The sequence below is a fragment of the Dactylosporangium sp. CA-052675 genome (assembly GCF_050947935.1).
GTDB lineage: Bacteria > Actinomycetota > Actinomycetes > Mycobacteriales > Micromonosporaceae > Dactylosporangium.
The window spans coordinates 9,449,757-9,476,116 of the sequence record NZ_CP192010.1 but is presented as its reverse complement, the minus strand read 5'-3'; the positions used below and the strand labels follow the sequence as shown (position 1 = coordinate 9,476,116).

Annotated in this window: 31 protein-coding genes and 2 tRNA genes; 22 read left to right on the top strand and 11 right to left on the bottom strand. The window is 71.6% G+C overall.

Features of this window, described 5'->3' with window-relative positions:
- Nucleotides 1-74: 74 nt before the first annotated feature.
- From ACQP1P_RS42500 to ACQP1P_RS42490, 3 genes are all read right to left on the bottom strand, one after another.
- The gene (locus tag ACQP1P_RS42500) at nt 75-491 is read right to left on the bottom strand and encodes a globin (protein ID WP_433080236.1); all 417 of its coding nucleotides are present in this window, start codon (nt 489-491) and stop codon (nt 75-77) included.
- 4 nt (nt 492-495) lie between these two features.
- Nucleotides 496-1,986: an MFS transporter gene (locus ACQP1P_RS42495; RefSeq protein WP_433080234.1), complete on the bottom strand. Its 1,491-nt coding sequence runs from the start codon at nt 1,984-1,986 to the stop codon at nt 496-498.
- 215 nt (nt 1,987-2,201) lie between these two features.
- Entirely contained in the window at nt 2,202-3,236 is a 1,035-nt protein-coding gene (locus ACQP1P_RS42490) for a mechanosensitive ion channel family protein (RefSeq protein WP_433080232.1), read from the bottom strand.
- A gap of 235 nt (nt 3,237-3,471) precedes the next feature.
- On the opposite strand from ACQP1P_RS42490, the gene ACQP1P_RS42485 reads away from it, so the two are divergent.
- Nucleotides 3,472-4,014, top strand: coding sequence for an HNH endonuclease (locus ACQP1P_RS42485; protein ID WP_433080230.1), 543 nt, complete (start codon nt 3,472-3,474; stop codon nt 4,012-4,014).
- Between the two features lie 125 nt (nt 4,015-4,139).
- On the opposite strand, the gene kynU is transcribed toward ACQP1P_RS42485, so the two are convergent.
- The gene (kynU, locus tag ACQP1P_RS42480; protein WP_433080228.1) at nt 4,140-5,390 is read right to left on the bottom strand and encodes a kynureninase; all 1,251 of its coding nucleotides are present in this window, start codon (nt 5,388-5,390) and stop codon (nt 4,140-4,142) included.
- A 96-nt stretch (nt 5,391-5,486) separates the two neighbouring features.
- Between kynU and ctaJ the strand changes: the two genes are divergently transcribed.
- Together ctaJ and ACQP1P_RS42470 are read left to right on the top strand one after the other, a co-directional pair.
- A complete protein-coding gene (ctaJ, locus tag ACQP1P_RS42475; protein WP_433080226.1) occupies nt 5,487-5,795 on the top strand; it encodes an aa3-type cytochrome oxidase subunit CtaJ in 309 nt (102 codons plus the stop codon).
- Nucleotides 5,782-6,186, top strand: coding sequence for a DUF5130 family protein (locus tag ACQP1P_RS42470; protein ID WP_433080224.1), 405 nt, complete (start codon nt 5,782-5,784; stop codon nt 6,184-6,186). The genes ctaJ and ACQP1P_RS42470 overlap by 14 nt, the downstream gene beginning before the upstream one ends.
- A 57-nt stretch (nt 6,187-6,243) precedes the next feature.
- Here the strand turns inward: ACQP1P_RS42470 and pepN are convergent, their stop codons facing one another.
- Nucleotides 6,244-8,790 (bottom strand): aminopeptidase N, encoded by a 2,547-nt coding sequence (gene pepN, locus ACQP1P_RS42465; protein ID WP_433080222.1) that lies wholly within the window; start codon nt 8,788-8,790, stop codon nt 6,244-6,246.
- Nucleotides 8,791-8,975: 185 nt separating this feature from the next.
- On the opposite strand from pepN, the gene ACQP1P_RS42460 reads away from it, so the two are divergent.
- From ACQP1P_RS42460 to ACQP1P_RS42425, 8 genes are all read left to right on the top strand, one after another.
- The gene (locus ACQP1P_RS42460) at nt 8,976-9,605 is read left to right on the top strand and encodes a mycothiol-dependent nitroreductase Rv2466c family protein (RefSeq protein WP_433080220.1); all 630 of its coding nucleotides are present in this window, start codon (nt 8,976-8,978) and stop codon (nt 9,603-9,605) included.
- Between the two features lie 42 nt (nt 9,606-9,647).
- Entirely contained in the window at nt 9,648-9,983 is a 336-nt protein-coding gene (locus tag ACQP1P_RS42455; protein ID WP_433080218.1) for a hypothetical protein, read from the top strand.
- Nucleotides 9,984-9,994: 11 nt separating this feature from the next.
- Nucleotides 9,995-10,318: a DUF3817 domain-containing protein gene (locus ACQP1P_RS42450; RefSeq protein WP_433090356.1), complete on the top strand. Its 324-nt coding sequence runs from the start codon at nt 9,995-9,997 to the stop codon at nt 10,316-10,318.
- Between the two features lie 83 nt (nt 10,319-10,401).
- Nucleotides 10,402-10,815 carry an ATP-binding protein gene (locus tag ACQP1P_RS42445; RefSeq protein ID WP_433080216.1) on the top strand — a complete coding sequence of 138 codons (414 nt, stop codon included), beginning with the start codon at nt 10,402-10,404 and terminating at the stop codon, nt 10,813-10,815.
- Nucleotides 10,816-10,963: 148 nt separating this feature from the next.
- Nucleotides 10,964-11,158 carry a hypothetical protein gene (locus tag ACQP1P_RS42440; protein ID WP_433080214.1) on the top strand — a complete coding sequence of 65 codons (195 nt, stop codon included), beginning with the start codon at nt 10,964-10,966 and terminating at the stop codon, nt 11,156-11,158.
- 17 nt (nt 11,159-11,175) lie between these two features.
- Entirely contained in the window at nt 11,176-12,378 is a 1,203-nt protein-coding gene (locus ACQP1P_RS42435) for a DUF1015 family protein (protein WP_433080212.1), read from the top strand.
- 30 nt (nt 12,379-12,408) lie between these two features.
- Nucleotides 12,409-12,603 (top strand): hypothetical protein, encoded by a 195-nt coding sequence (locus tag ACQP1P_RS42430; protein ID WP_350616040.1) that lies wholly within the window; start codon nt 12,409-12,411, stop codon nt 12,601-12,603.
- Nucleotides 12,604-12,616: 13 nt separating this feature from the next.
- Complete coding sequence (locus ACQP1P_RS42425) at nt 12,617-13,090, top strand: ribose-5-phosphate isomerase (protein WP_433080210.1); 474 nt, start codon at nt 12,617-12,619, stop codon at nt 13,088-13,090.
- A 54-nt stretch (nt 13,091-13,144) separates the two neighbouring features.
- Here the strand turns inward: ACQP1P_RS42425 and ACQP1P_RS42420 are convergent, their stop codons facing one another.
- The 3 genes from ACQP1P_RS42420 to ACQP1P_RS42410 all read right to left on the bottom strand — a co-directional run bounded on the left by ACQP1P_RS42420 (nt 13,145) and on the right by ACQP1P_RS42410 (nt 15,633).
- The gene (locus ACQP1P_RS42420; RefSeq protein WP_433080208.1) at nt 13,145-13,642 is read right to left on the bottom strand and encodes a hypothetical protein; all 498 of its coding nucleotides are present in this window, start codon (nt 13,640-13,642) and stop codon (nt 13,145-13,147) included.
- Nucleotides 13,643-13,869: 227 nt separating this feature from the next.
- Nucleotides 13,870-14,196, bottom strand: coding sequence for a hypothetical protein (locus ACQP1P_RS42415; RefSeq protein ID WP_433090354.1), 327 nt, complete (start codon nt 14,194-14,196; stop codon nt 13,870-13,872).
- A 216-nt stretch (nt 14,197-14,412) separates the two neighbouring features.
- Complete coding sequence (locus ACQP1P_RS42410) at nt 14,413-15,633, bottom strand: GNAT family N-acetyltransferase (RefSeq protein WP_433080206.1); 1,221 nt, start codon at nt 15,631-15,633, stop codon at nt 14,413-14,415.
- Between the two features lie 106 nt (nt 15,634-15,739).
- On the opposite strand from ACQP1P_RS42410, the gene ACQP1P_RS42405 reads away from it, so the two are divergent.
- A complete protein-coding gene (locus ACQP1P_RS42405; RefSeq protein ID WP_433080204.1) occupies nt 15,740-17,413 on the top strand; it encodes a protein kinase domain-containing protein in 1,674 nt (557 codons plus the stop codon).
- Nucleotides 17,410-18,156 carry a tyrosine-protein phosphatase gene (locus ACQP1P_RS42400; RefSeq protein WP_433080202.1) on the top strand — a complete coding sequence of 249 codons (747 nt, stop codon included), beginning with the start codon at nt 17,410-17,412 and terminating at the stop codon, nt 18,154-18,156. The genes ACQP1P_RS42405 and ACQP1P_RS42400 overlap by 4 nt, the downstream gene beginning before the upstream one ends.
- A 118-nt stretch (nt 18,157-18,274) precedes the next feature.
- On the opposite strand, the gene ACQP1P_RS42395 is transcribed toward ACQP1P_RS42400, so the two are convergent.
- Entirely contained in the window at nt 18,275-19,108 is an 834-nt protein-coding gene (locus ACQP1P_RS42395) for an SDR family oxidoreductase (protein WP_433080200.1), read from the bottom strand.
- A 119-nt stretch (nt 19,109-19,227) separates the two neighbouring features.
- Between ACQP1P_RS42395 and ACQP1P_RS42390 the strand changes: the two genes are divergently transcribed.
- The 5 genes from ACQP1P_RS42390 to ACQP1P_RS42370 all read left to right on the top strand — a co-directional run bounded on the left by ACQP1P_RS42390 (nt 19,228) and on the right by ACQP1P_RS42370 (nt 22,483).
- On the top strand, nt 19,228-19,878 hold the full coding sequence (locus ACQP1P_RS42390; RefSeq protein WP_433080198.1) for a DUF2625 family protein: 651 nt from the start codon (nt 19,228-19,230) through the stop codon (nt 19,876-19,878).
- On the top strand, nt 19,875-20,552 hold the full coding sequence (locus ACQP1P_RS42385) for an alpha/beta fold hydrolase (protein WP_433080196.1): 678 nt from the start codon (nt 19,875-19,877) through the stop codon (nt 20,550-20,552). The genes ACQP1P_RS42390 and ACQP1P_RS42385 overlap by 4 nt, the downstream gene beginning before the upstream one ends.
- A 73-nt stretch (nt 20,553-20,625) precedes the next feature.
- Nucleotides 20,626-21,024: a YciI family protein gene (locus tag ACQP1P_RS42380; protein ID WP_433090352.1), complete on the top strand. Its 399-nt coding sequence runs from the start codon at nt 20,626-20,628 to the stop codon at nt 21,022-21,024.
- A gap of 4 nt (nt 21,025-21,028) precedes the next feature.
- A complete protein-coding gene (locus tag ACQP1P_RS42375; protein ID WP_433080194.1) occupies nt 21,029-22,267 on the top strand; it encodes an RNA polymerase sigma factor in 1,239 nt (412 codons plus the stop codon).
- Between the two features lie 72 nt (nt 22,268-22,339).
- The gene (locus tag ACQP1P_RS42370) at nt 22,340-22,483 is read left to right on the top strand and encodes a hypothetical protein (RefSeq protein ID WP_433080192.1); all 144 of its coding nucleotides are present in this window, start codon (nt 22,340-22,342) and stop codon (nt 22,481-22,483) included.
- A 91-nt stretch (nt 22,484-22,574) separates the two neighbouring features.
- On the opposite strand, the gene ACQP1P_RS42365 is transcribed toward ACQP1P_RS42370, so the two are convergent.
- On the bottom strand, nt 22,575-23,252 hold the full coding sequence (locus ACQP1P_RS42365) for a GntR family transcriptional regulator (protein ID WP_433080190.1): 678 nt from the start codon (nt 23,250-23,252) through the stop codon (nt 22,575-22,577).
- Between the two features lie 416 nt (nt 23,253-23,668).
- Between ACQP1P_RS42365 and ACQP1P_RS42360 the strand changes: the two genes are divergently transcribed.
- The gene (locus tag ACQP1P_RS42360; protein WP_433080188.1) at nt 23,669-23,809 is read left to right on the top strand and encodes a hypothetical protein; all 141 of its coding nucleotides are present in this window, start codon (nt 23,669-23,671) and stop codon (nt 23,807-23,809) included.
- A gap of 42 nt (nt 23,810-23,851) precedes the next feature.
- Here ACQP1P_RS42360 and ACQP1P_RS42355 read toward each other — a convergent pair.
- Nucleotides 23,852-23,922 (bottom strand) — tRNA-Gly (locus ACQP1P_RS42355).
- Nucleotides 23,923-24,069: 147 nt separating this feature from the next.
- On the opposite strand from ACQP1P_RS42355, the gene ACQP1P_RS42350 reads away from it, so the two are divergent.
- The 3 genes from ACQP1P_RS42350 (at nt 24,070) to ACQP1P_RS42340 (ending at nt 26,360) form a co-directional block, all read left to right on the top strand.
- Nucleotides 24,070-24,143 (top strand) — tRNA-Pro (locus ACQP1P_RS42350).
- Nucleotides 24,144-24,207: 64 nt separating this feature from the next.
- Nucleotides 24,208-25,578, top strand: a complete 1,371-nt coding sequence (tig, locus tag ACQP1P_RS42345; RefSeq protein WP_433080186.1) for a trigger factor — start codon at nt 24,208-24,210, stop codon at nt 25,576-25,578.
- Nucleotides 25,579-25,709: 131 nt separating this feature from the next.
- Nucleotides 25,710-26,360 carry an ATP-dependent Clp protease proteolytic subunit gene (locus tag ACQP1P_RS42340; RefSeq protein WP_433080184.1) on the top strand — a complete coding sequence of 217 codons (651 nt, stop codon included), beginning with the start codon at nt 25,710-25,712 and terminating at the stop codon, nt 26,358-26,360.

Here is a 26,360-nt window from a genome sequence, read left to right as displayed (position 1 = left end):
CCGGCAGTGCCACCGGAGACGGCGGCACATAGCCAAGACAACGGGAAACGTGGCGAAAGGAAACGCTTATGCAGCTAAAGCACCTTAACGGCCGGAGAGTCCGATTCTTCCGGGTCGTCGGCGTTGACCATGAAGTGGGCCGCGCGCTCCAGATAGTCCCAGAGCACCGCCTCGTGCTCGGGCGCCAGCTCGATCGCGTCGACGGCCCGGCGCATCTGCCGCAGCCAGGCGTCGCGCTCGGCGGAGGCGATGACGAAGGGGGCGTGGCGCATCCGCAGGCGCGGGTGGCCGCGGTTCTCCGAATACGTCGTCGGGCCGCCCCAGTACTGCATCAGGAACAGCCGGAAGCGCTCGTTGGCCGGTCCGAGGTCCTCCTCGGGATACAGCGGGCGCAGGATCGGATCCTCGGCCACGCCGGCGTAGAACTCGTCGACGAGCTTGCGGAAGGTCGGCTCGCCGCCGACGAGCTCGTAGAAGTTGGGGGACGTCACGCCATCAACTATGCCGCGCCGCCTGCGAGGGCGGTGCGGGCGGGAGGCCACCGAGCTCCGTGGTGCGCTCGGTCAGATCGACGGTGACCTCCGGCGGGTCGACCATCATCGGCTCGCGGCGCGGGCCGGGGGAGGGGCGCCGGCGGGGCGGCAGCGGCACCCGGGCCAGGTCGATGGTGACCTCGCCGAGATCGTCGATGGTCTCGTGCTCGGCGGCGTCCCGCACGGCCGCGGCCCGGACCTTGTTGGCCGCGATCGCGTCGGCGATGGTCGCCTTCGCCGGCCAGCCGGCGATGATCAGCACAGTGGCGCCGAGCCCGGCGATCCCGAAGTAGCCGACGACGTCGGGGAGCGGGTAGCTGGTGGCCAGCCAGCCGGTGAGCACGATGGCCCCGCCCTGCAGCAGGTGCACGCCGCTCTGCATCACGCCGAACGCGCGGGCCCGGTAGGCCGGCGGCAGCACCTGCACGAAGAGCCCGTTGCCGGCCGGGAGCGTGACCGCCAGCGAGGCGCCCGCGACCAGGGTCATCACGACGATGACCGGCAGGCCCGGGTTCAGCAGGGCCGGGACGAGCGCCAGGGGCGTGACGATCGCGAGCGGGCGGATGAGCGCGACCCGGCGCCGGGGCGGCAGCAGCCAGGTGACCAGGGAGCTGCCGAGCACGAAGCCGGCCGCGGCCGCGGTCATGATGACGCCGAAGCCGAACGCGTCGGCGTGCCCGGCGAGGTGGGCGGCCCAGGCCGCGGCCAGCCCCTCGGGGATCACGCCGAAGCAGACCCCGGCGAAGACGATCAGCGCGATCGAGCGCATCACCGGCGAGCGGAACACCACCCGGTAGCCGTCGGCCGCCTCGCGCAGCAGGCCGGTGTGCTCCTCGCGCTTGAGCGAGGGCTCCCGCTCGCCGACGACGAGGCTGATGAGCAGCGCCGAGACCGCGAACGTCAGGCCGTTGACCAGCAGGGCGAGGGAGCCGTTCACGGCCACGAGCACGGCGCCGAGCGCGTAGCCGGCGATGAGCGAGATCTGCCCGGTGGTGCGGTTGAGCACGATCGCGGTGACGTACCGCTCGCCCTGCAGCAGCTGCGGCATGAGCGCCGAGCGGGAGGCGTCGAACGGCGGGCTCAGCAGCGCGTTGCCGAACAGCAGCGCGATGACCAGCGCGGTCGGCATCCCCGGAAAGGCGGCCAGCACCAGCATGATCCCGGCGCGCAGCAGGTCGCAGCCGATCATGGTGCGCCGATACGGATGCCGCTCGGCCCAGGCCGACAGCAGCGCCCCGACGCCGAGCCAGGGCAGGTAGCTCACCGCGAACGCGGCGGCCGACAGGATGGGGGAGTTCGTCTGCTTGTAGACCAGCGCGACCACGGCCGCGCGGGCCACGCTGTCACCCAGGCTCGACTGGGCCTGCGCCGCGAACAGGGCCGCGAACTCGCGGTTGGCCAGGGTCTCGCGGATCGTGGCGGGGCGCTTCGCGGACTCGTCGGGGTGCGGCACCGGCAGAGCCCCCTTCCCCTGTGGTCGCGACGGCGGAACGTTCGCGGGCGCGGCCGAACCGGTCAATCCGCCCGAGAGGGGTCAACGGCGGCGGACCGGGACACTGTGCAGCGATGCACCTGAACGAACGGACGATAACCGACTGACCACCCGACGCGCGACCCTACCCTCCGGGTTGATCACAGATGGCCGTGAGATTGGACAAGAACCACCGATCAGGTGGGTCCGCCCGGTCCCGGCTCGCCGCCCTCGCCGTTGGCCGGGCGGATGTACATGCGCGCGGCCGAGAGCTGGGCCGTGATCCCGGCCCGCTCGAGGGAGTCGGTCAGCCGCCGGCGCAGCTCGCGCCCGATGCGCCACTGCGCCTCGTTCGACGTCTTCACCGTGGTCCGCAGCACCGCGCCGTCCGCGTTGAGCTGCTCCACGCCGAGCACCTTCGGCGGGTCCATGAAGTCGTCGGCGTAGTCGGGGTCGTTGGCGAACGCGTCGGCAGTCTCCTGCAGCACCGCGGTGGCCTGGTCGACCGACACGAACCCGACCGGGACGTCGACGTTGACCACGGCCCAGCCCTGGCTCTTGTTGCCGACCCGCACGATCTCGCCGTTGCGCACGTACCAGACCACGCCGCCCGCGTTGCGGATCGTGGTGATGCGCAGCCCGACCGCCTCGACGGTGCCGGTGACCTCGCCCACGTCGACCACGTCGCCGACGCCGTACTGGTCCTCGAGCAGCATGAACAGCCCGGCGATGAAGTCCTTGACCAGGTTCTGCGCGCCGAAGCCGATCGCCAGGCCCGCGATGCCGGCGCTGGCCAGCAGCGGTCCGAGGTTGATGCCGATCTCGCCGAGCACGAGCATCGTCGCGATCGTGAACACGACGGCGGAGGCGATGCTGCGCAGCACCGAGCCGAGCGCCCGGGCGCGCTGGTTGCGCCGCTCCGAGGGGGCGGACAGCGTGGGCAGCCGCTTGCGCAGCGGCCGCAGCATCGCGCCGCCGGCCTCGTTGTCGCTGACCGTGTGCTTGATCAGCCGGTCGATCGCCCGGTGGATCAGCGCCCGGATGATCAGCGCGACGACGACGATCACGAGGATCGTCACCGGTTTGACCAGCACCCAGTAGCTGCTCTCGGCCAGCCACTTGTTCTTGGTCTGGTCGAAGACGAAGTCGCAGAAGCCGGATTTGTCGGCGCAGCTCGGCGTGCTTCCGGGCTTCGGCGTCTCCTCGAACGGCATCGCGATAGGGCTGATCACGGGGCTCCTAGCAGCAAACCGGGGCGAACGGGGGCAAGTCCGCCCAAACAACGGGGGTGACGGGCGAAGGTTCACCCGACGGCCGCAAATAGTACGTGCAATCCGAGGATCTATCAGGGACGATTAGCCCACGGACCACCGCCGGTGGGCCCGCAAAGCAGACCTCACGGGGCCGCATCAGGGCCGCTCGGGGCCCATTCCAGGGAGACTTCCTTCACGCACTAGGGGGACGGCGATGCCTGACATACGACCCGCACGAGTATCGGGTGCGCTGGTGCTGAATGCCACCTATGAGCCGCTGTGTGTCGTGTCTGTCAGACGTGCCACCATCCTGGTCCTGACGTCGAAGGCCGTGTGCGTCGCCGACGGTGACGGGATCCTCCACAGTGCGATGAACGAGTTGCCGGTGCCGTCCGTGGTCAGGCTCACCCGCTACGTCCGGGTGCCGTACCGCACGCACATAGGCCTCTCCCGCCGCGGCATATTCGCCCGCGACGGATGGCGTTGCGCCTACTGCCGCGGCCCGGCCGAGACCATCGACCACGTGATGCCACGCAGCCGGGGCGGGCGGCACGCCTGGGAGAACGTCGTAGCCGCCTGCGCCCGTTGCAACCACACCAAAGGTGACAAAACGCCAGCCGAACTCGGCTGGCGTTTGCATGCCACCCCCATGGCGCCGAAGGGCGTGGCCTGGCGTGTCCTCGGTCACCGCACGCCCGACCCGCGCTGGGCCGACTGGCTGGACCTGCCCGTGGAGGGTCTGCAACAGGCCGCATAGATCCACGGCTCGGGTCCGCGTCAGTCACTGACCGGTGCTCCCGCCAGGACGCCCGGTCTGGGTCGGTCTCCGCGAAGCCTCACCGAGCCGGACTGGGCGCAGCGGCCTCCGGGGTGGTCACGCCCTCACGTGACGCGCCCGAGTTCGACGCCGTAGGACGAGTACGCGCCGGTGTCGACGACGTCCCGCAGCCGCGCCATGCCCTCGTGCACGTCCACGAACCGCGTGTAGAGCGGCGCCAGCCCGATCCGCAGCCGCTCGGGCGTGCGGAAGTCCGGGATCACGCCGGCCGCCTTGAGCGCCTGGCAGATCGGCCACGCCTCGGCCGCCCGGAACGTCACGTGGCTGCCCCGCCGGGCGGACTCCCGCGGGCTGGCCAGCGCGAGCCGGTCGCCCAGCCACGCGGCGGCGAGCCCGATCGCGTAGTCGGTCAGCGCGGCGCCCTTGGCGGCCAGCGCGTCGATGCCGGCCGCGGCCGTGATCCGGGCCCCTTCCAGCGCCGCGTACCCGCCCAGCACCGGCGGCGTGCCCACCAGGAACCGGTCGACCGACGCGGCCGGCTCGTAGCCGGCGTCCATCGCGAACTGGTCCCGCCGCCCGAACCAGCCCCAGATCGGCTGGCGCAGCGACGCCTGCAGGTCGGAGCGCACGTAGAGGAACGCCGGAGCGCCCGGTCCGGCGTTGAGGTACTTGTACGTGCACCCGACCGCGAGATCGGCCCCGGACTCGCGCAGCGGCACCCGGACCGAGCCCGCGGAGTGGCACAGATCCCACAGTGTGAGGGCCCCCACCCGGTGCGCGGCAGTGGTGATCGCCACCATGTCGGCGATCGCGCCCGAGCGGTACGCCACGTGCGACAGGCACACCAGCGCCACGTCGTCGTCCAGCGCCGCGGCCACCCGCTGCGGGTCCACGCCCGCGTCGAGGTCGGTCGGCACCACCCGCAGCCGCAGCCCGCGTGCGGCCGCGAGGCCCTCCAGCACGTACCGGTCGGTGGGGAAGTTGTCGTCGTCGGTGACGATCACGCCGCGGCCGGGGCGGGCGTCGAGCGCGGCCGCGGCCAGCTTGTACAGGTTCACGCTGGTGGAGTCGGAGAGCACGACCTCGCCGGGGAGCACGTGCAGTACCGATGCCGCCAGCAGATCCCCGGTCGAGCGGGCCAGATCGATCCACGTGTCCCAGCCGCGGATCAGGTCGTGGCCCCATTCGCGGTCGATCGCGTCGCGGAGGCGCTCGCGCGTGGCCAGCGGCAGCCGGCCCAGGGAGTTGCCGTCGAAGTAGACCAGCTCATTGTCCGGAATGTAGAATTGCGCGCGGAAATATCCGATCGAGTCCTGGGCGTCGAGCGATTCGGCATACTGGCGCGAGAGGTCCATGAAAGTGACGGTAGGCCCCCGGCAACCGGCTGGTCGTAGCCGCCCGCTAACGTGAAGCCGGTCTTTTAGTCCCTTCGACGCCTGGGGGCGTTGAGCTTGTCCATCATCGAGACGACGCTGATCTTCGCCGGGATTCCGGTTGCGGTCATCCTGCTCATCGCGGGCGCCGTCTACGCGGGGGGTTCCCGCCGTAGCAGGCGCTACCGGCCCGGACGGCCGTTCGATTTCACGCCCGTCTGGTTCCTGTCCGCGCCCGAGCAGCAGACCGAGGCGGCGCACGCCCGCGAGCTCACCGGTGTGCGGCGGGCCGAACTGACCGCGAGTGGCGAGAGCTCCGGCGTGACCGACTGGTCGGGCGACCGGACGCAGCCGCAAGTCATCGGAGGCGCAAGTGACCGGTGGTAGCCCGGCCGGCCTGACCGGCCGGCCCGAAGTCCTCAACGGCCCGTTCACCACGCGCCAGCTGCTGCGCCTGGACGAGGCGCTGCGCCTGGCCGACTCGTCGACGGGGCTGACGTTCAGCATCTACGTCGGCGATCTCGAGGAGCCGGGCCGCGCCTACGCCGAGAAGCTGCACGCCCAGCTCGCCGACCCGGCCAACACGGTGCTCATCGCCCTGTCGCCGAACCAGCGCGTGCTGGAGATCGTGACCGGCGGCGAGGCCCGTCGCCGCCTGCCCGACCGCGCGGCGAAGCTCGCGGCCCTGTCGATGGCGGCGGCCTTCGGCGGCGGTGACCTGGCCGGTGGCCTGGTCTCGGGCCTGGCCCAGCTGGCCGAGCACGCGGGCAAGCACTGAACTGACGCGAACAAGAGGCGCCGCGCTCGACTCGAGCGCGGCGCCTCTTGTCGTGTCTCAGGAGGCCGCGGCGTCCTTCGCACGCGCCTTGAGGGCCCGCACGATCCCGTCGCGCCCCTCGCCGACCAGACGGCGCAGCGGCGCCGGCGTGCCGGGCGTGGCCAGCCAGGCCTCGGTGCGCGCCACGGTGTCCTCGCTGACCTGGTAGGCCGGGTACGCCATCTCCACGAACTCGGCCGCCGGCTCGCTGTCACGGTGCTCCCAGACGGGCAGCAGCGCGTCGAAGTAGGCCGGCACGAACGGCGCCGTCAGCTTCGTCTGCGCCGAGTGCTGGAAGCCCTGCAGCAGCGAGCGCTGCAGCCAGTTGGGCAGCGCGTGGTCCTCGGTGAGCCGGCGCCAGGTCTCGGCCTTCGACTCCGCCGTCGGCACCAGCGCCCGGGCCAGCGCCGCCTGCCGCTCGCCGCTGGCCGTGCGGTCGCGGTCCAGCTCGGCCTCGATCTGCTCCGGGTCGGCCGCGCCCGCCGCGATCAGCGAGTGCAGGATGCCCCAGCGCAGGTCGGCCTGGATGGTCAGCCCCGGCGGCACGCTCTCGTCGCGCAGCCAGCCCGCCAGCACCCCGAGGTCGGCCTCGCTGCGCGCGGCGGCGGCGAACGAGCGGGCCCAGGCCAGCTGGAAGCCGCTGCCCGGCTCGGCCGTGGCCAGCGCCGCGCGGGCGGTGTCGGCGAGCTGGGCCCAGCCCTGCGGCCCCCACGCCGGGTCGGCGTAGAACACCAGCGCCGACTGGGCCTGGCGGATCGTCGCGGTGACGAGGTTGATGTCGCGCTCGGCGGGCAGGCCGGTCGCGACGAGCTTCACGTAGTCGCGCGCCGCGAGCTCGGCGTCGCGGACCATGTCCCACGAGGCCGACCACACCAGCGCCCGGGCCAGCGAGTTGTCCAGGCCGTCGATGTGATCCACCACGACGGCCATCGAGGCCGGGTCGAGGCGCAGCTTGGCGTAGGTGAGGTCGTCGTCGTTGAGCAGCAGCACGTCGGCCGCACGCACCCCCGCGAGCGCGGCGATCTCGGTCTGCTCGCCGTCCACGTCCGCCTCGACCAGGTCGCGGCGCACCAGCCGGCCGCCGTCGGCCAGGTCGTAGAGGCCGATGCCGATGCGGTGGGTGCGCAGCGTCGGGTAGGCGGCCGGGGCCTCCTGGCGCACCACGACGCGCTCGTAGGTGCCGTCCGCGGCCACGGTGATCTCCGGCCGCAGCGTGTTCACCTGGGCCGTCTCCAGCCACTGCGCGGCGAACTTGCGCAGCTCCTTGCCGCTGGCCGACTCGAGCGCGGTGAGCAGGTCGTCGAAGGTGGCGTTGCCCCACTGGTGCTGCTGGAAGTAGGCGCGCAGGCCGCTGCGGAAGGCGTCGATGCCCACGTACGCGACCAGCTGCTTGATGACGCTGGCGCCCTTGGCGTACGTGATGCCGTCGAAGTTGACCTCGACCGCCTCGACGTCCGGCATCTCGGTGTAGACGGGGTGGGTCGAGGACAGCTGGTCCTGCCGGTAGCCCCAGTTCTTGCGCACGGACAGGAACGTCGTCCACGCGTCGGTGAAGCGGGTCGCGTGGGTGTTGCACCAGTGGCTCGCCCACTCCGCGAACGACTCGTTCAGCCACAGGTCGTCCCACCAGCGCATGGTCACGAGGTCGCCGAACCACATGTGGGCGAGCTCGTGCAGGATCGTGTTCGCGCGCTGCTCGTACTCGAAGTCGGTGACCGGCGAGCGGAAGATGTAGTGCTGCTCGGCGTGGACCACGCAGCCGAAGTTCTCCATCGCGCCGGCGTTGAACTCCGGGGAGTACACCTGGTCGTACTTCGGCAGCGGGTAGCGGATGCCGAACTCCTCGTGGAAGAAGTCGAAGCCCTGCTTCGTCACGAGGTTGATGTCGTCGGCGTCGAGGTACTGCCGCATCGACTGCCGGCAGAACACGCCCAGGTCGATGCCGTCGTGGGTGTCGCGGACCTCGTGGTACGGCCCGGCGCACACGGCGGTGATGTAGGTGCTCATCCGCGGCGTGGGCTGGAAGTGCCGCACGAGGCCCTCCTGCCGCTCGAGCGGCATGTTGGAGATGACCTTCCAGTGCGCGGGCGCCGTGACCCGGAAGGTGAACTCGGCCTTGAGGTCCGGCTGGTCGAAGCAGGCGAAGGCGCGCTGGGCGTCGGCCGTCTCGAACTGGCTGTAGAGGTACACCTCCTTGTCCACGGGGTCGACGCTGCGGTGCAGGCCCTGGCCGGTCGTGGAGTACGCGAACTCGGCGTCCACGACGAGCACGTTGTCGGCCGCCAGCCCGGTCAGCGCCAGGCCGCCCTCGGTGCTCCAGCCGCTCGCGTCGACGGGCTCGCCGTTGAGCGTGGCGCTGTGCAGGGTCGCGGCGGCGACCTCGATGAAGGTGCCGGCCCCCGGCTCCCGGCAGGTGAAGCGCACCTCGGTGGTCGACCGGAACGTGCCCTCGCCCGGATGCCCGGCGCCGTCGGTCAGGTCGAGGCTGATGTCGTACGCCGTGACGCCGAGCAGGCGGGCCCGCTCGACCGCTTCGACCTGGCGTAGGTTGCGTACACCGGCCACGTGTCGTCTCCTGTCGTTTCGCTGTGGCCGTCCCCGTCGACGGCGTCACCCCGAGTGTTCCATGCTCGCGGAGGAGACTGGGGGAGTGGCTCAGGTCACTCCTGCCCGAAGTGGTACCTCGCGTGCGGGTTGCGTAAGGATCGGTTCGGGTTCCCGACTCTTTCACTAGTGAGGTGGTCACCGTCATGGGTGAAGACCGCGTCATCGCCGATATGTGGTTCGACCCGCGCTGCCCGTGGGCCTGGATCACGTCCCGCTGGCTGCTCGAGGTCGAGCAGGTCCGGGCCGTGGACGTCCGATTCCACGTGATGAGCCTCTCGATCCTCAACGAGGGCCGCGACGACCTTCCGGAGCAATACAAGGAGGGTTTGGCAAAGGGTTGGGGCCCCGTCCGGGTGGCGATCGCCGCCGAGCAGAAGTTCGGCAATGATGTACTTCGTCCGCTTTACACCGCCCTGGGCAACCGGATCCACCACGAGCAGCAGGAGCTCTCGGACGAGCTCTACCGCTCCGCGCTGGTCGAGGCGGGGCTCCCGGCCGAGCTGGCCGAGTACGCCGAGTCGACCGAGTTCGACGCCCAGCTCCGCGAGAGCCACTTCGCCGGGATGAACCCGGTCGGCATGGACGTCGGCACGCCGGTGATCCACGTGCCGGGCCCGGACGGCAGGATCATCGCCTTCTTCGGCCCGGTCGTCACCCCGCGCCCCAAGGGCGAGGCGGCCGGTCGCCTGTGGGACGGCACGCTCCTGGTCGCGGGCACGCCCGGGTTCTACGAGATCAAGCGCACCCGCGACGTGGGTCCGGTCTTCGACTGAGTAGCCTGGCTACTTGTGCGGCGATTCTTCACACCCCGGTGGGTGCTCGGGCATGTCCTGGCGCTCGCCGGGGTGGCCGTCTGCGTGATCGCCTGTCTGTGGCAGTACCAGCGGGCCACCGCGGGCAACATGCTCAGCTGGGCGTACACCGTGCAGTGGCCGCTCTTCGCGATCTTCGTCGTGTTCCTCTGGGCGCGGGCGATCCGCGACACCCGCGGCACCGCCGCGCCGAGGAAGCCGGGCCCGCCGCCGCTGCGGCCGATGGTGCCCCGGCCGGCGCCCGTGACCGAGGACGATCCGGAGCTGACGCAGTACAACCGGATGCTGGCCTGGCTCGCCGCCAACCCCGACCGCCGCCCGAGCGACTTCCCAGGATGAAGCAGATGAATCTGAACCCCGCCCTCACCCGCTACCGGGTCGTGGCCTGGATCGTCGGCGTGCTGCTGATCGTGCTGACGGTCGGCACCGTGCTCAAGTACGCCGCCGACAACGAGACGATCGTGGCCCTCGTGGGGCCGGCGCACGGCTTCCTGTACATGGTCTATCTGGTCCTCGCGGCCGACCTGGCCCGCCGGGCGCGCTGGAGGGTCGGGTTCACGGTGCTGGTGCTGCTGGCCGGCACGGTGCCGTTCCTGTCCTTCGTCGCCGAGCGCGTGGTGACCCGCCGGGTCCGCGCCGCCCAGGCCCCGGAGCCGGTGCGCACCGCGGCCTGAGCGCGGACTGCAAGTTTCCTCCCTTCGTGTGCGGGGCATCCTTACGGCACAAGGAAATCGCGCGAAGGGAGTCCGTTGTGGGGATGGAAGTACGGCTTTCGCTCTCCCTGCCGCGCGACACCACAACCGTTCCGCTGACGCGGCGGGTGCTCGATGCCGCGCTGGCCGTCTTCGCCGTGACGACGGACTGCCGGGAGGACATCGGCCTGGCCGTCGGCGAGGCGTGCGCCAACGCGGTCCAGCACGCCGAGAACGGCACCGACTACGAGGTGACGGTCACCATTCACGAGGACCGCTGCATCATCGACGTGGTGGACGAGGGCATGGGCCTGGAGAGCGCGGCCCCCAAGGACGTCGGGCCCGACGCCGAGAGCGGCCGCGGGCTGAAGATCATCCATGCGCTGGCCGACATGGTCGAACTGCGCCGCCGCCAGCCGCACGGGATGGCCCTTCGGATCGTCAAGCTGCTCACGCGGACGACCCCGGCCTTCTCCTGACGGTCCATTGTTCGTGCCAGGTCCGCGACTGAACGCTCGCCTGGGCGCATCCGTGTAGTTCTCTGGAATCGGCACCCCTGGTGCGTCACCCGAACGGATGGGTGCCGTTGCACCTTGCGACGACACATTTCTGGAGAAAGCCGAGATCATGTCTGAGTCCCGCTGCACCGTCCAGGAACGGACCTGGAAGGACGAGCTGCCCGAGCTGCCCGACGATCTGAGCGCGCTGCTGGCGCCGCCGGTCGTCGTGCGCTTCGACACCGTGGTCTTCGACCCCGCCACTGACGAGGCGCACCGCACTGCGGGACTGCTGAACCCCCACGCCGTGGCCGCGGTCGCCTGACCTATAGCGTCGTACGCATGACGGTTGCGTACCCGATCGCCCACGCCTGGCTCTCCACCGGAGGGACCGGCGCGCAGAACTACGACGAGTTCGCCGACGACGCGGAGATCACCGCGATCATCGCCGCCAACCCCGCCAGCGCGTTGGCGGTCGAGATGCCGCACCGGGCCCCGGAGAGCGTCGGCCGCCCGTTCCTCGACTGCCTCCCCGACGCCGTCGCGCGCCTGCGCACGGCGAAGGAGGACGGCCACTACGCACCCGCCGCCGACGTCGTGGTGCTCTACCGCATCACGGCGCCGGACGGCGCCCGCGCCTACGGCCTGTGGTGCATGGTCGCCACCGACCAGATCTCGACCAGCGCCGACGAGCCCGGCGCGGTCATCCGCAACGAGGACGTCTTCATCGAGAAGGTCCGGGAGCGCGTCGCCCTGGCCGAGGCCACCGGGCACCTGCTCTCGCCCGTCCTGCTGCTGCAGACGGCCCACGGCGACGCCCTGCACGCCGCCCTGGCCCAGGCCGTGGCCGACGCCGGTAGCCCCGCCGTGACCGACGTCGACCCGTCCGGCCGCGCCCACGAGATCTGGGCCGTCGGCGCCGGCACCACCCGCGACCGCCTCCTGGCCCTCGCGGGCGGCGGCGAGCTCGTCGTGGCCGACGGCAACCACCGCAGCCTCGCGGCCCAGACCGCCGGGTACGAGCGCTTCCTCGCGGTCGTGACCACCCCGGAGTCGGTGGCGATCCAGCCGTACAACCGCCTGGTCTCGGATCTTCCGGAGCCCCTGGAGGGCCTGGACCTGGTGCCGATCACCGGCCCCGTGGGCGTCCCGGCGACGGGCGGCCGCGTGCACCTCTACACGCGCGAGGGCGCCTGGTCGGTGAGCCTGCCCCGCACCGAGGGCGCCGGCGTCGTGGAGAACCTCGACCACGCCCTCGTCGAGCGCCGCCTGTTCGCCGAGACGCTGGGCCTCGAGCCCGGGGACAAGCGGATCACGTACGTCGGCGGCGACTACCCCGCCGAGTGGCTGCGCGGCGAGGTCGACGCCGGCCGGGCCGAGCTCGCGGTGCTCATCGCCCCCGTGACGGTCGACGACTTCGTGGCGGTCAACCTGGCCCGCCAGAAGATGCCGCGCAAGAGCACCTGGTTCACGCCGAAGGCCCGCGCCGGGCTCGTGGTGGCCCAGCTCGATTCGTTCCAGTCACCCGATCGTGATACACACTAGGCCGCTGTACTTCGGGCCTGGGGTGTGTAGATGCAGATGCAGATCTTCATCGCGGCGATGATCGCCGCGTGCGGAATCGGCGCGTTCGCCGCCGCCGCGCTCGTCTGGGACCGCCGGAGAATCCTGCGCCTCAAGTCGGGCGCGACGGCGGGTTGGGTGTTCGGCCTGGTCGTGCTGGGTGGCGGCTTGCTGGCGGGTTCCTGCCTGGGGCTCATCCGGCTCTGACAGACTGCCGGGTATGCGCGTCTACCTTGGTTCGGACCACGCCGGCTATGAGCTGAAAGTGCACCTGGTCAGCGCTTTGGGGCTGCAGGGCTACGAGGTCGTGGACGTCGGCCCGGCGAAGTACGACCCCGACGACGACTACCCGGTCTTCTGTTTCCACACGGGAGCCCGGGTGGTCGCCGATCCCGACAGCCTCGGCGTGGTGATCGGCGGCTCGGGCAACGGCGAGCAGATCGCCGCGAACAAGGTCCCCGGCGTGCGGGCCGCCCTGGCCTGGAACGTGGAGACGGCCCAGCTGGCCCGCGAGCACAACGACGCGAACGTCGTCGCGATCGGCGCGCGCCAGCACACCCTCGACGAGGCGACCACCCTCGTGACGACGTTCCTGTCGACGAAGTTCTCGGGCAACGAGCGCCACGCGCGGCGGATCGCCCAGGTCCTCGAGTACGACAACGCTCGCGTTCTGCCCCCGCTCCCGACGGCCTGAGACCTGCTCGGGGACGCCGGGGAGGCCGGTGTCCCCGAGCAGGGTGCTCAACACTCACTCGGGGTCGAGCGGGACGTCCTCGGGGTTCTTGATCCCGAGCTGGCGGCGAACGGCGATGAACAGGTCTCGCTGCGCCCGCTCCAGCCGCACGGGCGGCGTGAGGCCACCGAACCGGGGATCGGTTTCGTACGGGTCCGGATGTCCTTCTCCGACGACTCGCACGGAGTATGCGTGCCGGAGGACCAGCCGAGCGGTCGACTGGACCTCGCCGGTGCCGAGAATGCGGATCTTCTGCATCAGCCCGCGGAGGCGCTGATGCTCGTCGTCGAGAGCCTTCGCGCGTCCGTCGACGCCCGCGGCGCGCTCATGGCCTTCCGCGAGATGGCGTAGGCGCCGGGCGCTGTCCACGAAGTCGGACACGACCGTGTACAGCGAAGAGTCCCACCGGATGCTTCGAGACTTTCGCTCCTTGAGCGTCTCGTTGATGAAGGCGGGCAGAAAGCCGATGACCGCGCCGACCACGACGGGGGCCAGCGCCTTGATCCAGTCCACCGCCCGACGCTAGCAGCCGAGGCCCACGGCATCCATGATCTTCGTTTCTCGGCTCGTTCGATTCCGAGCCGGAACGCCGTGCCCGAGATTCCGCCACCGGACGCCCCGCACGTTGTGATCCGGGCCCTTCGCGGTGTCGTACGACGTCGATGAGCGGTCGCGGCAGGTCGCAGCCGAACGGGGCGTGAAGCCGGTGTCCGACGGCGGCACGGCTCCGAACCGTGGGCCTACGAGGTGGGGGAGCGGCGGCCCGGGCGCGTCAAATCCTCGCGCGGCACCCACCCCCGCCGGATGATCTGCAGGTCCCGCTCCGCCGCCGCCAGATCCGCCTCCGTCGGCCGGGCCGCGTCGCGGGCGCGCAGGGCCGCCGACACCGAGACCTGCGACGCGCCGCCGCCGACCAGGCCGCGCAGGCCCCGCTCCGACACCACCTCGTCGTGGTGATGGTGGTGGTGATGGTGCTGATGGTGCTCGTCGTGGGCGTGCGGATGGTGCTCGTCATCGTGGGCCGGCGCCGCCTCGGCCGGCTCCGGGTCGTGCACCGCGGCGGTCATCGCGAAGGTGCCCGACAGCTCCGCCAAGTGGTGCGGCGAGGGCGGGCGGGGCGCGGCCGGCTTCGGGGCCGGGGGCTCTTCTTCCACGACCGGAGGGGCCGCGGGCTCCTCGGGGGGCGTCTGGGTCACCGGTTGATGTTGCCGCATGCGGCGCCGCCGGCGCTGGATCCCACCCATGAACCGAATCTACCGTCTGCGCCGCCGCCCGCCGAGGGATCAGAAGATTTCGATCGAATACGGGGTGATGGGCCAGCTGAAGGCGGTGCTGGCCGCGGCCACCGCGGTCGGGCGGTGCTCCGTGACCCGGCCCGACAGGTGCAGGGCGCCCAGGCGGGTGCCGCCCATGTAGACCGCGCCCAGCTCCTTGATCCCGAGCGTGAAGTCCGGGTCGCCGTCGGCCCTCGTGCAGGTGACCAGGGCACCGCCGGCGCCGGCGCGCAGGCGCCAGCGGCCCGCGTTGGCGGGCAGGAGCTCGTCGGTCACCTCGAAGACGACGTCCAGCGGGGCGGCGTACTTGCGCGCCGCGAGCGCCCGCGGCAGGTCCACGATGCGCACCCAGAGGCCGTCGCCGGCCTTGGCGCCCAGGTGCCTCGGCTCGTTGACGAGGTGGAAGAGCGGGTCGTCGGCGCTGGTCAGGCCCTGGACCAGGGTGCGGGCGAGGTCGATGCGCAGCAGGAAGCGGTAGAGCTCGGCGTAGGCCGCCGGCGTCCCGGCCACCACCTCGATGACGTTGACCTCCTGCTTCGGGCCGCTGTCGTCCCAGGCGGCGCGGATCCGGTACCGCGCGAAGCCCTCGATCACCCCGTCGCCGTTCTCGTACAGCACCGCGCGCGCCCGGGTGGCGCCGCTGCGCTCCGATTCCGGGTCCGCGGTCAGGTGCCGCCACCAGTTCTCGTCGCGGCTCGACCAGCCCGGCTTGCCGGGGAAGACCCGCGAGTACACCTCGGAAAGCTCCTTGATGAGCTCCGCCGGGTTCCCCGAGCGCAGGGTGCCGGGCGCCGTCGGGGCCGTGATCGTGAGCTCCCGGCGGTCGGCGCGCATGGTGACGTTCTGGGCCGCGAGGCCGTAGCCGAACCGTGGGTAGATGCGGCCCTCCGACGCCCACAGCGCCGCCACGGCCTCGGGCGCGGTCGTCAGCTGGGCGGTCATCATGCGGCTGAGCAGGCCCTTGCGGGTGTGGACCGCCGAGACCGCGACGCCCGTCACGTGCGCGGCCGGGATCACCGCGCCGGGCACCGCGAGGTCGCGCGTGAACACGCCCGCGGTCGCCACGAGCTGCCCGTCGTGCTCGACCACGTGGGTGCGGGCCGGCTCGAAGACCAGGCGCGACGTGCTCTCGGGGTCGAAGTCGGCGGTGGCCCCGAACGCCTCGCGGCGCAGGCGCGCGACCGCGGGGAGTTCGTCGGCGCCGGCGGTGCGCAGGACATAGTCACTCATCGGTTGTGTCTACCTCGTGACCTCCGGTCAGCGCGACCGATTTGCGCGCTCGTTACTCTCGAAACCGTATGGGGGCGGCAAAGACAATGCTGGGGGGAGCGACACGATGACGCAGGGTGCGTTGCTGGACCTTGTCTGCGGTCCGGCGAGCCCTTTGCCCGAGACGTTCCAGCGGTACCGTCTGGTGGCCCACCTGGGCTCGGGCGGGCAGGCGGACGTGTACCGCGCGGTGCGCGTCGCCGGCGGGGTGACCTCGGCGCCGATGACCGTGAAGGTCTTCCGCGTCGACCCGCAGCGCCCGATCGCCGACGAGCTGCGCTCGTGGGACAAGGGCGACGCCGCGCTCATGGACCTCAACAACCGCGGGGTGCCGGGCATCTGCCGGCGGGCCGACGGGTTCTACGGGCCGCCGCCGCACCGTCCCGGTGAGCGCCCGGCGCCGGGCGACGCCGTGCCGTACCAGGTCTACGACTACCTGCACGGCGTCAACCTGCGCGAATACGTGGTGCAGCGGGCCGGGGCGAACCCGGCCGGCCGCCGCCTCAACGCCGTCTCCGCCCTGAAGACGCTCGCCGTCGTGCTGTCGAACCTGCACGACCCGCAGGAGCCGGGCGCGACCCCGGTGCTGCACATGGACGTGAAGCCGTCCAACGTGATGGTGCTGGCCACCGGCGAGGTGCGCCTGATCGACTTCACCGGGGCCCGGTACTACCGCGAAGACGAGATCACCCAGATCGCCTACACCCCGGAGTCGGGCGGACCGGAGGCGTTCGGCGGGGTGAAGTACGTCGGGCCGGCGTACGACGTGCACGGCTTCGGCGCGGTCGCGTACTTCATGGTCACCGGCGCCTACCCGCGCGTCGACGGCCGCAGCGACCAGGGCGGCCCGCCGGACGCGTCGCCGCCGCCGTGGAACGTGCTGCGGCGCCACCCGCTGCTCGAGCGCATCCCGGCGCTGCGCGACCACCTGCACGCGCCGCTCGCCGACCGGCCCTCCGACCGGCCGCAGACCCGCGAGCTGCAGTCGTGGCTCGCGTACCTGGCCGACCTCGTGCGCCGCTCCGGCCTGCCCGACGTGGGCTGCGACTGGCACGAGCCGGAGGCGGGCGAGACGGGCCGGGTGGTCGGACGGGCGCGTCCGGCCGTGAGCGGTACCGAGACCGAAGCCGCCCAGCGCATCGAGCGCCTCGAGCGCGAGCTCGTCGCCATGCGCACCGGCGCCGCCCCGCCGACCGCGTTCCACCAGGAAGTCCCGCCGCCGGTCTCCGCACCCCCGGTCTCGGGTGCGCCGGTCTCAAGTGGAGGTGTCGCCGTGAACGCCGACGGAGTGCCGCAGATGCGCGGACGGGCCAAGGTCGTGCCGCGGCCCGCCCCGGAGCCGACGGGCGTGATGGACTTCGAGCCGCAGGAGCAGCCGCCGCGGTACTCCCCGCCGCGCGGCGAGCGCGCCCGGCAGCTCAAGCTCGGGTGGGAGTACACCGGCACCGGCGCGGTCATCGCGTTCATCTGCTGGGGCCTGTGGGCGCTGGACAGCGAGGGCAGCCTCAACGGGCCCTTCATCGCCTTCCTGGTGGTGCTCGCCGTGGCCGTGGGCGTGTTCGCGCTGTCGCGGCTGCTCGGCCGGCTCATCATCGAGCAGCGCCTCGGCCGCCCGCGGCGATCCGCCCGCGGCGCCCACGCGATCACCGGGCTCTTCCTGGCCGCGGCGGGCGTCGCCTACCTGCGCGAGGTCAGCTTCGCGGTCACCTTCTACCACTGGGTGAAGGACCTCATCGGGTGAGGTTCTGGCGCCGCCGCAAGCCCTCCACCGGGTCGCTGACCGGCCCGCTGGAGGGGCTCGTCAACTTCCGCGACCTCGGCGGCATGCCGGCGGACGGCGGCACCGTGCGCACGGGCGTGCTGTTCCGCAGCGACTCCCTCGCCTACGCCACCCGGGCCGACGCCGACCGCCTGGTCCGCGACCTCGGCCTGTCCACCGTGATCGACCTGCGCGGGGAGTACGAGGTGTCGCAGCTCGGCCGCGGCCTGCTCTCGGACACCGCGGTCGAGTACTACCCGGCCCCCATCGCGGACGTCAGCGGGGCCGAGGACCTCGTCGGGCACTACGTGGCGATGCTCACGGAGAAGGGACCGGTGCTCGCGGGCACCGTACGGCTGCTCTCCTGCGCCGGCACGCTCCCGGCCGTCTTCCACTGCGAGGCCGGCTGCGACCGCACCGGGGTGCTGGCCGCGGTCGTGCTCGGGCTGCTCGGCGTGCCGGAGGACGCGATCGCGGAGGACTACGCGGCCACGGCGGCCGCGATGCCGACGATCCACGAGCGCGTGGCCGTCGTCGTGGACCGGCTCGGGCTGCCGCCGCGGCCGGTGGAGGTGCCGCCCTGGGAGCCCGAGGCGGCGCTGATGACCAAGATGCTCGACGTGGTGCGGGAGCGCTGGGGCGACATGGAGGGGTGGGCGCTCTCCTACGGTCTGACGCAGGACGAGCTGGCCGCCCTGCGCCAGAACCTGATCCTGGCCTCATGACCCCGGGTCGGTCGCGGATATGTCGGGCGCTTCGCGCCCCGATATATCCGATTTATCGCCTGACCCCGGTCATATGTCAGAAAAGTCAGGGCGCGGAGCGCCCGACTTTCCGTCGCACCTACACCGCGACAGCCTGAGCCGCGGCCACGGGACGAGCGTTCAACAGGGCCGTGTAGTCGCGCTGGGCCGCGTCCAGCAGCCCCCGCCAGGCGTCCTCGCCGACCGGGAGCCGGACGGGCCGTTCCTGCGCCGCGATGTACCGCAGCACCTCGGCCGCGAACACCTCCGGCGGGCTGGACATCGGCAGCGACTTCAGCGCCCGCAGGCCGGCCCGCATCGGCTCGGTGACGCTCGAGTACGCCGAGACGTGCTCCGCGGACTCGGTGAGCGACGAGCCCCACTCGGTCGCGAACATCCCGGGCTCGATCGCGGTCACGTGCACCCCGCTCCCGGCGAGCTCGAGGGCCAGCGTCTCGACGAGCCCCTCGAGGGCGAACTTGCCGACCGCGTACGCCCCGAGGCCCGGCATCGCCACCCGCCCCGCCATCGACGACACCATCACGATGTCGCCGAAGCCCTGGGCGCGCATGAGCGGCAGCACCATCCGGGTGAGCCGCCACGGCGCGATGAGGTTGACGGCCAGCTGCGCCTCCAGCTCGGCGTCGCTGACCTCCTCGACGGCCCCGAAGTGCCCGATGCCGGCATTGTTGACGAGCACGTCCACGCCGCCGTAGCGGGCCAGGGCCGCGTGCACGGCGTTGTGGCAGTCGTCGGGGTCGCGGACGTCGAGGGCGCAGGTGGCGAGCGTTCTGGGGTACCGGTCCCGCAGCTCCTCGAGCACCTCGGGACGGCGAGCGGTGGCCAGCACCTGCTGCCCGGAGGCGGCGACCGCCTCGGCCAGCGCGCGCCCCAGGCCGGTGGAGCAACCAGTGATCAACCAGCGACGAGTCATGTTCGACATAGTGACTCTCAGTATCTGCCGACCGACAGTCCGAGAAACGTGAATGACAATCATTCAGCGGCCATTTCCGCCGTTCGTGTCCGCCCGGTATCCGGCCGTACAGTTGCGGCGTGCGCTCGCTGGCGGAGCTGATCTCCGACGACCGGTCCGCCTGGGCCGAGATCGAGGCGGCGGTGTCCGGCTCGCCGTATGCGGTCGAGCTGCTGCCCGCCGACCCCGACCGGGCGGCCGCGTGCCTGCACCGGCTCCAGGTCGGCACCACCTCCTGGCTGGGCGCGCTCGTCTACGGCACCGGCGGGCTGATCGTCGACGGCGGCTGGCTGCGCGTGCTCGGCTCCGGCCACCCGCGCCGCCGCCTGGCCGACATCCACGAGGTCAACGCGAGCTTCGAGGCCGCGGGGCTGGTCGTGGCCCAGGACATCCTCGGCGGCGAGTTCGTGTGGCGGCAGGGCGAGTCCGGCCGGCGGCCCACCATCCACTACTTCGCCCCCGACACGCTCGGCTGGGAGGACCTGACCCTCGGCTACACCGACTGGCTCTTCGCGATGCTCGCCGGCGCCGCCGACCAGTTCTACCTCAGCTGGCGCTGGCCCGGCTGGCGCGACGAGGTGGCGGCCTGCCCGCTCGACGCCGGCATCCACACCGCGCCGCCGCTGTTCACGAAGGAGGGCCGCGACCTCGACAGCGTCAGCCGCCGCCCGGTCGCGATGGCCGAGCTGGTCAGCTACAAGCACGACATGGCCGACCAGCTGGGCGCATGAGGCTCGCGCGCAACGACACCGGCGGCGGCGGCCCCGCGATCGTGCTGGTGCACGGCGGCGGAAGCGGGCGCGGCACCTGGGACGCGTTCACCCGCGAGCTCACGGGCTGGCGGGTCGTCGCCCCGGACCTGCGGGGGCACGGGGAGAGTCCGCGCTGTGCGCAGTACACCCTGGAATGCCACGCCGACGACGTGGCCGGCCTGCTCGACGAGCTCGACCTCGACGCGCCCGTGCTCGTCGGCCACAGCCTGGGCGCCTTCGCGGCCTCGCTGGTCGCGCAGCGCCATCCGGACCGGGTCGCCCGCCTGGTGCTCGAGGACCCGCCGGCCCCGCCCCGCGATGGCAAGCGCGCCGGGGGCTTCCCGCGCGCCCGGCTGGCCGTGTCCGCCCTGGCCGGCGGCCTGTCCCGGCGCAGCTTCGACCGCAACGCGCTGATGTCGGCCGTCCACCAGCTCCGGGAGCCGAATCCGTCCTGGTGGGCCGGCTTGGAAAAGATCCAGGCGCCGTCATTGGTACTGTCGGGAGGCCCTGCGAGCCACATCCCGCCCGCGCGCCTCGCGTCGGTGGCCGCGGCGATCCCGGCCGCCGAGCTGGTCACGATCCCGGTGGGGCACCGCATCCACAGCACCGCGCTGCCCGAGTTCACGACCGCGGTCAAAACATTTCTGGGCTGACGGTCCGGACGGGCGCGGCGGCTCCGACGTAGCCCGCGCAGACACCCGAACCGAAGGGGCAACCGTGAAGTACATGATCCTCAGCTACGCCTCCCAGCGCGACTACGACGCCATGGCCGGCCGGCCCGGCGAGTCGCCGTGGAAGCCGGCGGACTTCGCCGCGATGGGCCAGTTCATGGCCGAGTTCAACCAGGAGCTCGAGGCCGGCGGCGAGCTCGTCGAGACCCGCGCCCTGGACGCGCCGGTGCACACCCGCCGGGTGGGCGGCGCGCCGGCGCTCGTCACCGACGGGCCGTACGCGGAGACGCAGGAGGTCCTCGCCGGCTACTGGATCGTGGAGTGCGACAGCTTCGACCGCGCCACCCAGATCGCCAAGCGCCTCGGCGAGTGCCCGGCCCCGCCGGAGGTGGCCGCGAGCGCGTACGCCGACGTGCGCCCGATCGTCGAGTCCGCCGGCGAGATCGGCTTCTGAGCCCTTGCCCGCGACAGTGGGCGGCGGCGCCTGGTCCGGCTCGGACCAGGCGCTGCTGCGCGAGCTCGCGCCGCAGGTCCTCGGCGCGGTGGTGCGGCGGTACGGGCACTTCGACACCGCCGAGGACGCGGTGCAGGAGGCGCTGCTGGCCGCCGCCCGGCAGTGGCCGCACGACCCGCCGGCCGACCCGCGCGCCTGGCTCATCGCGGTCGCCGCGCGCCGCCTCACCGACCTGCTGCGCGCGGACCAGGCTCGCCGGCGCCGGGAGGAGACGGTGTTCCGGCTGGCGCATGAGGTACAGCCGGAAGTCGCGCAGACCGATGACTCTCTGGTCCTGCTGTTCATGTGCTGCCACCCCGCGCTCGGCCCCGACGCGCAGCTGGCGCTCACCCTGCGGGCGGTCGGCGGCCTGAGCACCGCCGAGGTGGCGCGGGCGTTCCTCGTCCCCGAGGCGACCATGACGAGGCGCATCACCCGCGCCAAGCAGCGGATCAAGGCCAGCGGGCTGCCCTTCGCCCCGCCGCCCCCGGCCGAACGCGCCGCAAGGACGGCAGTCGTACTGCACGTGCTGTACCTGATCTTCAACGAGGGCTACGCCGCCACGCGCGGCGAGGCCCTCCAACGCCCGGATCTGGCGGGCGAGGCCATCCGCCTGGCCCGCCTCGTCCATCGCCTGCTGCCCGACGACCTGGAGGCGGCCGGTCTGCTGGCCCTGATGCTCCTGACGGACGCCCGCCGCGAGGCCCGCACCGCGCCCGACGGCTCCCTGGTGCCGATGGCCGAGCAGGACCGCACCCGGTGGAACGCCGAGCAGATCGCCGAGGGCATCGCCCTGATCACCGCGACCCTTCCCCGCGGCGTGCCCGGCGCCTACCAACTGCAGGCCGCCATCGCCGCGCTGCACGACGAGGCCGCGACCGCCGCGGAGACGGACTGGCCGCAGATCGTGGCCCTGTACGAGCTCCTGCTGCGCCGCGCCCCCGGCCCGATGGTCGCCCTGAACCACGCGGTGGCGGTGGCGATGGCCCGCGGCCCGCTCGCCGGGCTGGCGCTGCTGGACGCCCTGACGTCGCTGGACGCCGACCACCGCCTGCACGCCGTGCGGGCCCACCTGCTGGAGATGTCGGGCGAGCTCGCCGCGGCCCGCGAGTCATACCTGCGAGCCGCCTCGCTCGCCGGCACCCTGCCCCAGCGCCGCTACCTGAACGCCAGGGCCGGACGAATTCCGGATCCGAGGGCATGATCCGGGCGTTTCCCCAGGTCATTTCCTTGATCCGCTCACATTCGAACTCATGTTCGATTAGTGTCAGCGGTCATGACAGAAACCTGTTCGGCAACGAAGACCACGACGACGGCCACGGGCGACGTGCAGGTCCGCTGCACCAAGCCGGCCGGCCACGAGTCGGCCCACGAGGCCAGGCTGGGCGCCTTCCCGATCCGCTGGCGTCAGACCTCATAGGTCTCCGCCATCTCGGGCGACTCGCGCGGCAGAATCCCGTCCACGAGTCGGCCCGCGAGGCCACGCTGGGCGCCTTCCCGATCCGCTGGCGTCAGACCTCATAGGTCTCCGCCATCTCGGGCGACTCGCGCGGCAGAATCCCGTCCACGAGCAGAAACGGCGTGCCGGTCAGATCGTGGACGGTGAGGATCGACAGCGCCACGCTGAGTGGGTACGGCAGGGCCAGCGCCGCCGTCTCCGCTCCCGTCGTCAGCCGCGCCCCGAAGCGCTCGACCACGCGATGCGCCCGCCGCCCGTGCGTCGATTCGAGTTGCTCGAGCAGCCCCGTCGGCTGGGCCAGACGCACGGGCGTGAAGGCGGTGGTGAGCGCCAGCGGCCGCGCCTTGACCAGCGCGAGCCGGTAGCGGGCGGCGAACACGGTCGCCCCGGCGGGCAGCCCGAGCAGGGCCGCGACGCGCGGGACGGCCGGCAGCAGGCGGCTGCCGAGGCACTCGCCGTGGCGGTCGGCCTGGAGCAGGTACTGCACCCGCCGCGGCAGGGCCGCGAAGGTCTTCATCGGCCGCCCGAGCACGATGCGGCCCTTGCCCTGCACGCCGCGCACCCAGCCTTGATGGCGCAGGTGGCGCAGCGCGCGGACAACGGTGGAGCGGGATGTTCCGAACTCGTGGGTGAGCTCGGCCTCGCTGGGCATGAGCGCCCCGACGGCCAGGACACCACTGTCGATGCGGTCCTGCAGGGCGAGCACGATCTCGACGTACTTGGAATCCACGGCGGCGCGAACCCTTCCGGGACTGGGGGTTTGCGAGCCGCCACCCGGGAGCGTAATGATGCCGTCCGATCGCGATCGAATATCGACGCGATGCCTGGTCAGGCCCTGTTTCCGGCGCAACCTCCGTCGCCGAGAACGCCGGTTTCGAAGCTGGCGTCGAGCCGCGGCGCCGGGTCAAGTCGCTTGTATCCGGCATTGACAATCTTCGTCGGGCGCCTTGTTGGCTCCGCGGCCGTGATGGCGAAGGGGACGTGTTCGGCGGCATTTGCGGGACCCGTGGTCCACGGCTCGCGGTGGATCGCTTCAGCGTGAGGGCGCCGCCTGCGAGTGCCGACCGGGATTGTGGGCCAAGGGTGACCGGCGATGTGCGAAGGAATCGCTTTTCGTTGCGCCGAAGTTACTTTGGGTGAACTTGGGTGCCCTGGGCGGATGAGGGCGCGGTGGTTTTCTGGGTGGTGATCGTCGGGCTCGCGGTGGGCGGCGGGCAGCAGGAAGTACGAGAGCCGCTGGTTGCCGGCGAGAACCTTGGGACCCTCGGGCGCTTGGTGCGGTTTTGAGGGGGTCTGGGTGGAGCGCAGCTCCCCCAGGGAGGCTAGAAGAGCGGGCGAGGAGAATCGAACTCCCACCGTCAGTTTGGAAGACTGAAGCTCTGCCATTGAGCTACGCCCGCGTGCGGCCCCGGGGGAACGGGGCTGCGCCCACCAGAGTACCGAATCCCCGCCCGGCCGGTCAGCGGTGGGGGTCCACGCTGTGCGACACCGGCATACCGAGCGGCGACGTCTCCGGCGGAGCGCATACACTTGCCGACGCACACCACCGGGGTGTAGCGCAGTTTGGTAGCGCACTCGCTTTGGGAGCGAGGGGCCGTGGGTTCAAATCCCGCCACCCCGACCGGGAACAACGACGTAGCGCAGCCGCCAGTCCAACCAGTCGTAGTAACGAGGGAGAAAGTTCTGTGAAGAGCACCGTCGAGACCCTGAGCCCGACTCGCGTGCGGCTCGAAATCGAGGTGCCGTTCGCCGAGCTCGAGCCGAGCCTCAAGAAGGCGTACCGCGAGATCGGGTCGCAGGTCAACATCCCCGGGTTCCGTCGGGGCAAGGTGCCCACCGCCGTCATCGACCAGCGGGTCGGGCGCGGCGCGGTGCTCAACGAGGCCGTGCAGGAGGTCATTCCGACCCAGATCCTCGCCGCGGTCCGTGAGCACGAGGTGAAGACGCTCGGGCGGCCCGAGGTCGAGATCACCGAGTTCGCCGACGGGCAGCCGCTGAAGTTCACGGCCGAGGTCGACGTGCGGCCGCAGATCACCCTGCCCGACCTGAACGAGATCACCGTCACGGTCGACGCGCTCGCCGTGTCCGAAGACGACGTCGAGGAGCAGCTCAAGGGGCTGCGCGACCGGTTCGCGACGCTCAAGACCGTCGAGCGGACCGCGGTCGCCGGCGACTACGTGCAGATCGACCTCGTCGCGAAGGTGGACGGCGAAGAGGTGCCCGGTGGCAGCGCGACCAACGTCTCGCACGAGGTCGGCTCCGGCCAGCTGGTCCCGGGCCTCGACGACGTGCTCGTGGGCATGGGCGCCGGCGACTCGACGACGTTCACCACGCAACTGGTGGGCGGGGAGTTCGAGGGCCGCGACGCCGAGGTGTCCGTGACCGTGAAGTCGGTCAAGGACAAGCAGCTGCCCGAGGTGGACGACGAGTTCGCGCAGCTCGCGAGCGAGTTCGACACGCTCGACGAGCTCAAGGACGACCTGCGCACGCGGCTCACGCGCGTGAAGCGCATGGAGCAGCTGTACTCCGCCCGTGACCTCGCCCTGAAGGCGGTCATCGACGCGACCGACGTCCCCGCGCCCGAGGGTGTGGTGAAGGACGAGGTCGAGTCGCGCAAGGAGTCGATGAACGACCAGCTCCAGCGGATCGGGGCCTCGTTCGACGACTACCTGCAGACCGAGGGCAAGACCGAGGAGGAGATGGACGCCGAGCTCAACGAGGCGGCCGTCGAGGGCGTGAAGGTGCAGCTGGTGCTCGACACCCTGGCCGACGCCGAGGATGTCCAGGTCAGCGACGACGAGTTCGGGCACGAGATCGTGCACCGGGCGCAGCGCGCGGGGATGGGCCCGCAGCAGTACTACGACCAGCTGGTGCAGGCCGGCGTGGCCGGCGCGGTCTTCGGTGACGTGCGCCGCGGCAAGGCGCTCGGAATCGTGCTCGAGCGGGTGAAGATCGTCGACAGCGAGGGTGCCGAGCTCAGCCTCGACGACCTGCGCGGCGCGGTCGACGACCACGAGGGTCACGATCACAGCTCGCATGAGGGCCACGACCACTAACGTTGTAGGCCGGGGCAAAAGCCCCGGCCTTCACCACGGTGCGCTCATAGCGAAATGCGGTGAGCACGGGAAGCTGCGGCCCCCCGCACCGGTTAGGGTCGGCAAGTACAAGACTCTTGCGAAGGGCTGCCATGACCGACCTGCATATTCCAGCGTCGCCAGTCAGTCCCGCGCCCCAGGGGCGCGGTCGGGGCGCGGACACGAGCCTGACGCTCGACGACTCGGTGTTCAACCGGCTGCTCAAGGAGCGCATCATCTTCCTTGGCAGCGAAGTCAACGACCAGGTCGCCAACCGGATCTGCGCCCAGATGCTGCTGCTCGCCGCCGAGGACGACGAACGGGACATCTGGCTCTACATCAACTCGCCCGGTGGCTCCGTCTACTCGGGCATGGCGATCTACGACATCATGCAGTTCGTCACCAATGACGTGGCGACCGTGGCCATGGGCATGGCCGCCTCGATGGGCCAGCTGCTGCTGTGCGCCGGGGCGCCGGGCAAGCGCATGGCGCTGCCGCACGCGCGGATCATGATGCACCAGCCGTCCGGCGGCATCGGGGGCACGGCCTCCGACATCGCCATCCAGGCCGAGCAGATGCTCTACACGAAGCGCATGTTCCAGGAGCGCGTGTCGTTCCACACCGGTCAGTCGCTCGAGCAGATCGAGTCCGACTCCGACCGTGACCGCTGGTTCACCGCCGAAGAGGCGCGAGACTACGGCTTCATCGACAAGGTGATCACCGGGGCCCAGCAGGCTCCGGAAGGCGCCGGAACCCTGGCCTGA

Excerpts from the sequence above, each read along its gene's own strand:
- ACQP1P_RS42485 (WP_433080230.1), top strand. The coding sequence starts at position 3,472 with ATGCCTGACATACGACCCGCACGAGTATCGGGTGCGCTGGTGCTGAAT.
- kynU (WP_433080228.1), bottom strand. The coding sequence starts at position 5,390 with ATGGACCTCTCGCGCCAGTATGCCGAATCGCTCGACGCCCAGGACTCG.
- ACQP1P_RS42460 (WP_433080220.1), top strand. The coding sequence starts at position 8,976 with ATGGGTGAAGACCGCGTCATCGCCGATATGTGGTTCGACCCGCGCTGC.
- ACQP1P_RS42445 (WP_433080216.1), top strand. The coding sequence starts at position 10,402 with ATGGAAGTACGGCTTTCGCTCTCCCTGCCGCGCGACACCACAACCGTT.
- ACQP1P_RS42440 (WP_433080214.1), top strand. The coding sequence starts at position 10,964 with ATGTCTGAGTCCCGCTGCACCGTCCAGGAACGGACCTGGAAGGACGAG.
- ACQP1P_RS42435 (WP_433080212.1), top strand. The coding sequence starts at position 11,176 with ATGACGGTTGCGTACCCGATCGCCCACGCCTGGCTCTCCACCGGAGGG.
- ACQP1P_RS42430 (WP_350616040.1), top strand. The coding sequence starts at position 12,409 with ATGCAGATGCAGATCTTCATCGCGGCGATGATCGCCGCGTGCGGAATC.
- ACQP1P_RS42425 (WP_433080210.1), top strand. The coding sequence starts at position 12,617 with ATGCGCGTCTACCTTGGTTCGGACCACGCCGGCTATGAGCTGAAAGTG.
- ACQP1P_RS42415 (WP_433090354.1), bottom strand. The coding sequence starts at position 14,196 with ATGACCGCCGCGGTGCACGACCCGGAGCCGGCCGAGGCGGCGCCGGCC.
- ACQP1P_RS42410 (WP_433080206.1), bottom strand. The coding sequence starts at position 15,633 with ATGAGTGACTATGTCCTGCGCACCGCCGGCGCCGACGAACTCCCCGCG.
- ACQP1P_RS42405 (WP_433080204.1), top strand. The coding sequence starts at position 15,740 with ATGACGCAGGGTGCGTTGCTGGACCTTGTCTGCGGTCCGGCGAGCCCT.
- ACQP1P_RS42395 (WP_433080200.1), bottom strand. The coding sequence starts at position 19,108 with ATGACTCGTCGCTGGTTGATCACTGGTTGCTCCACCGGCCTGGGGCGC.
- ACQP1P_RS42385 (WP_433080196.1), top strand. The coding sequence starts at position 19,875 with ATGAGGCTCGCGCGCAACGACACCGGCGGCGGCGGCCCCGCGATCGTG.
- ACQP1P_RS42380 (WP_433090352.1), top strand. The coding sequence starts at position 20,626 with ATGATCCTCAGCTACGCCTCCCAGCGCGACTACGACGCCATGGCCGGC.
- ACQP1P_RS42370 (WP_433080192.1), top strand. The coding sequence starts at position 22,340 with ATGACAGAAACCTGTTCGGCAACGAAGACCACGACGACGGCCACGGGC.
- ACQP1P_RS42340 (WP_433080184.1), top strand. The coding sequence starts at position 25,710 with ATGACCGACCTGCATATTCCAGCGTCGCCAGTCAGTCCCGCGCCCCAG.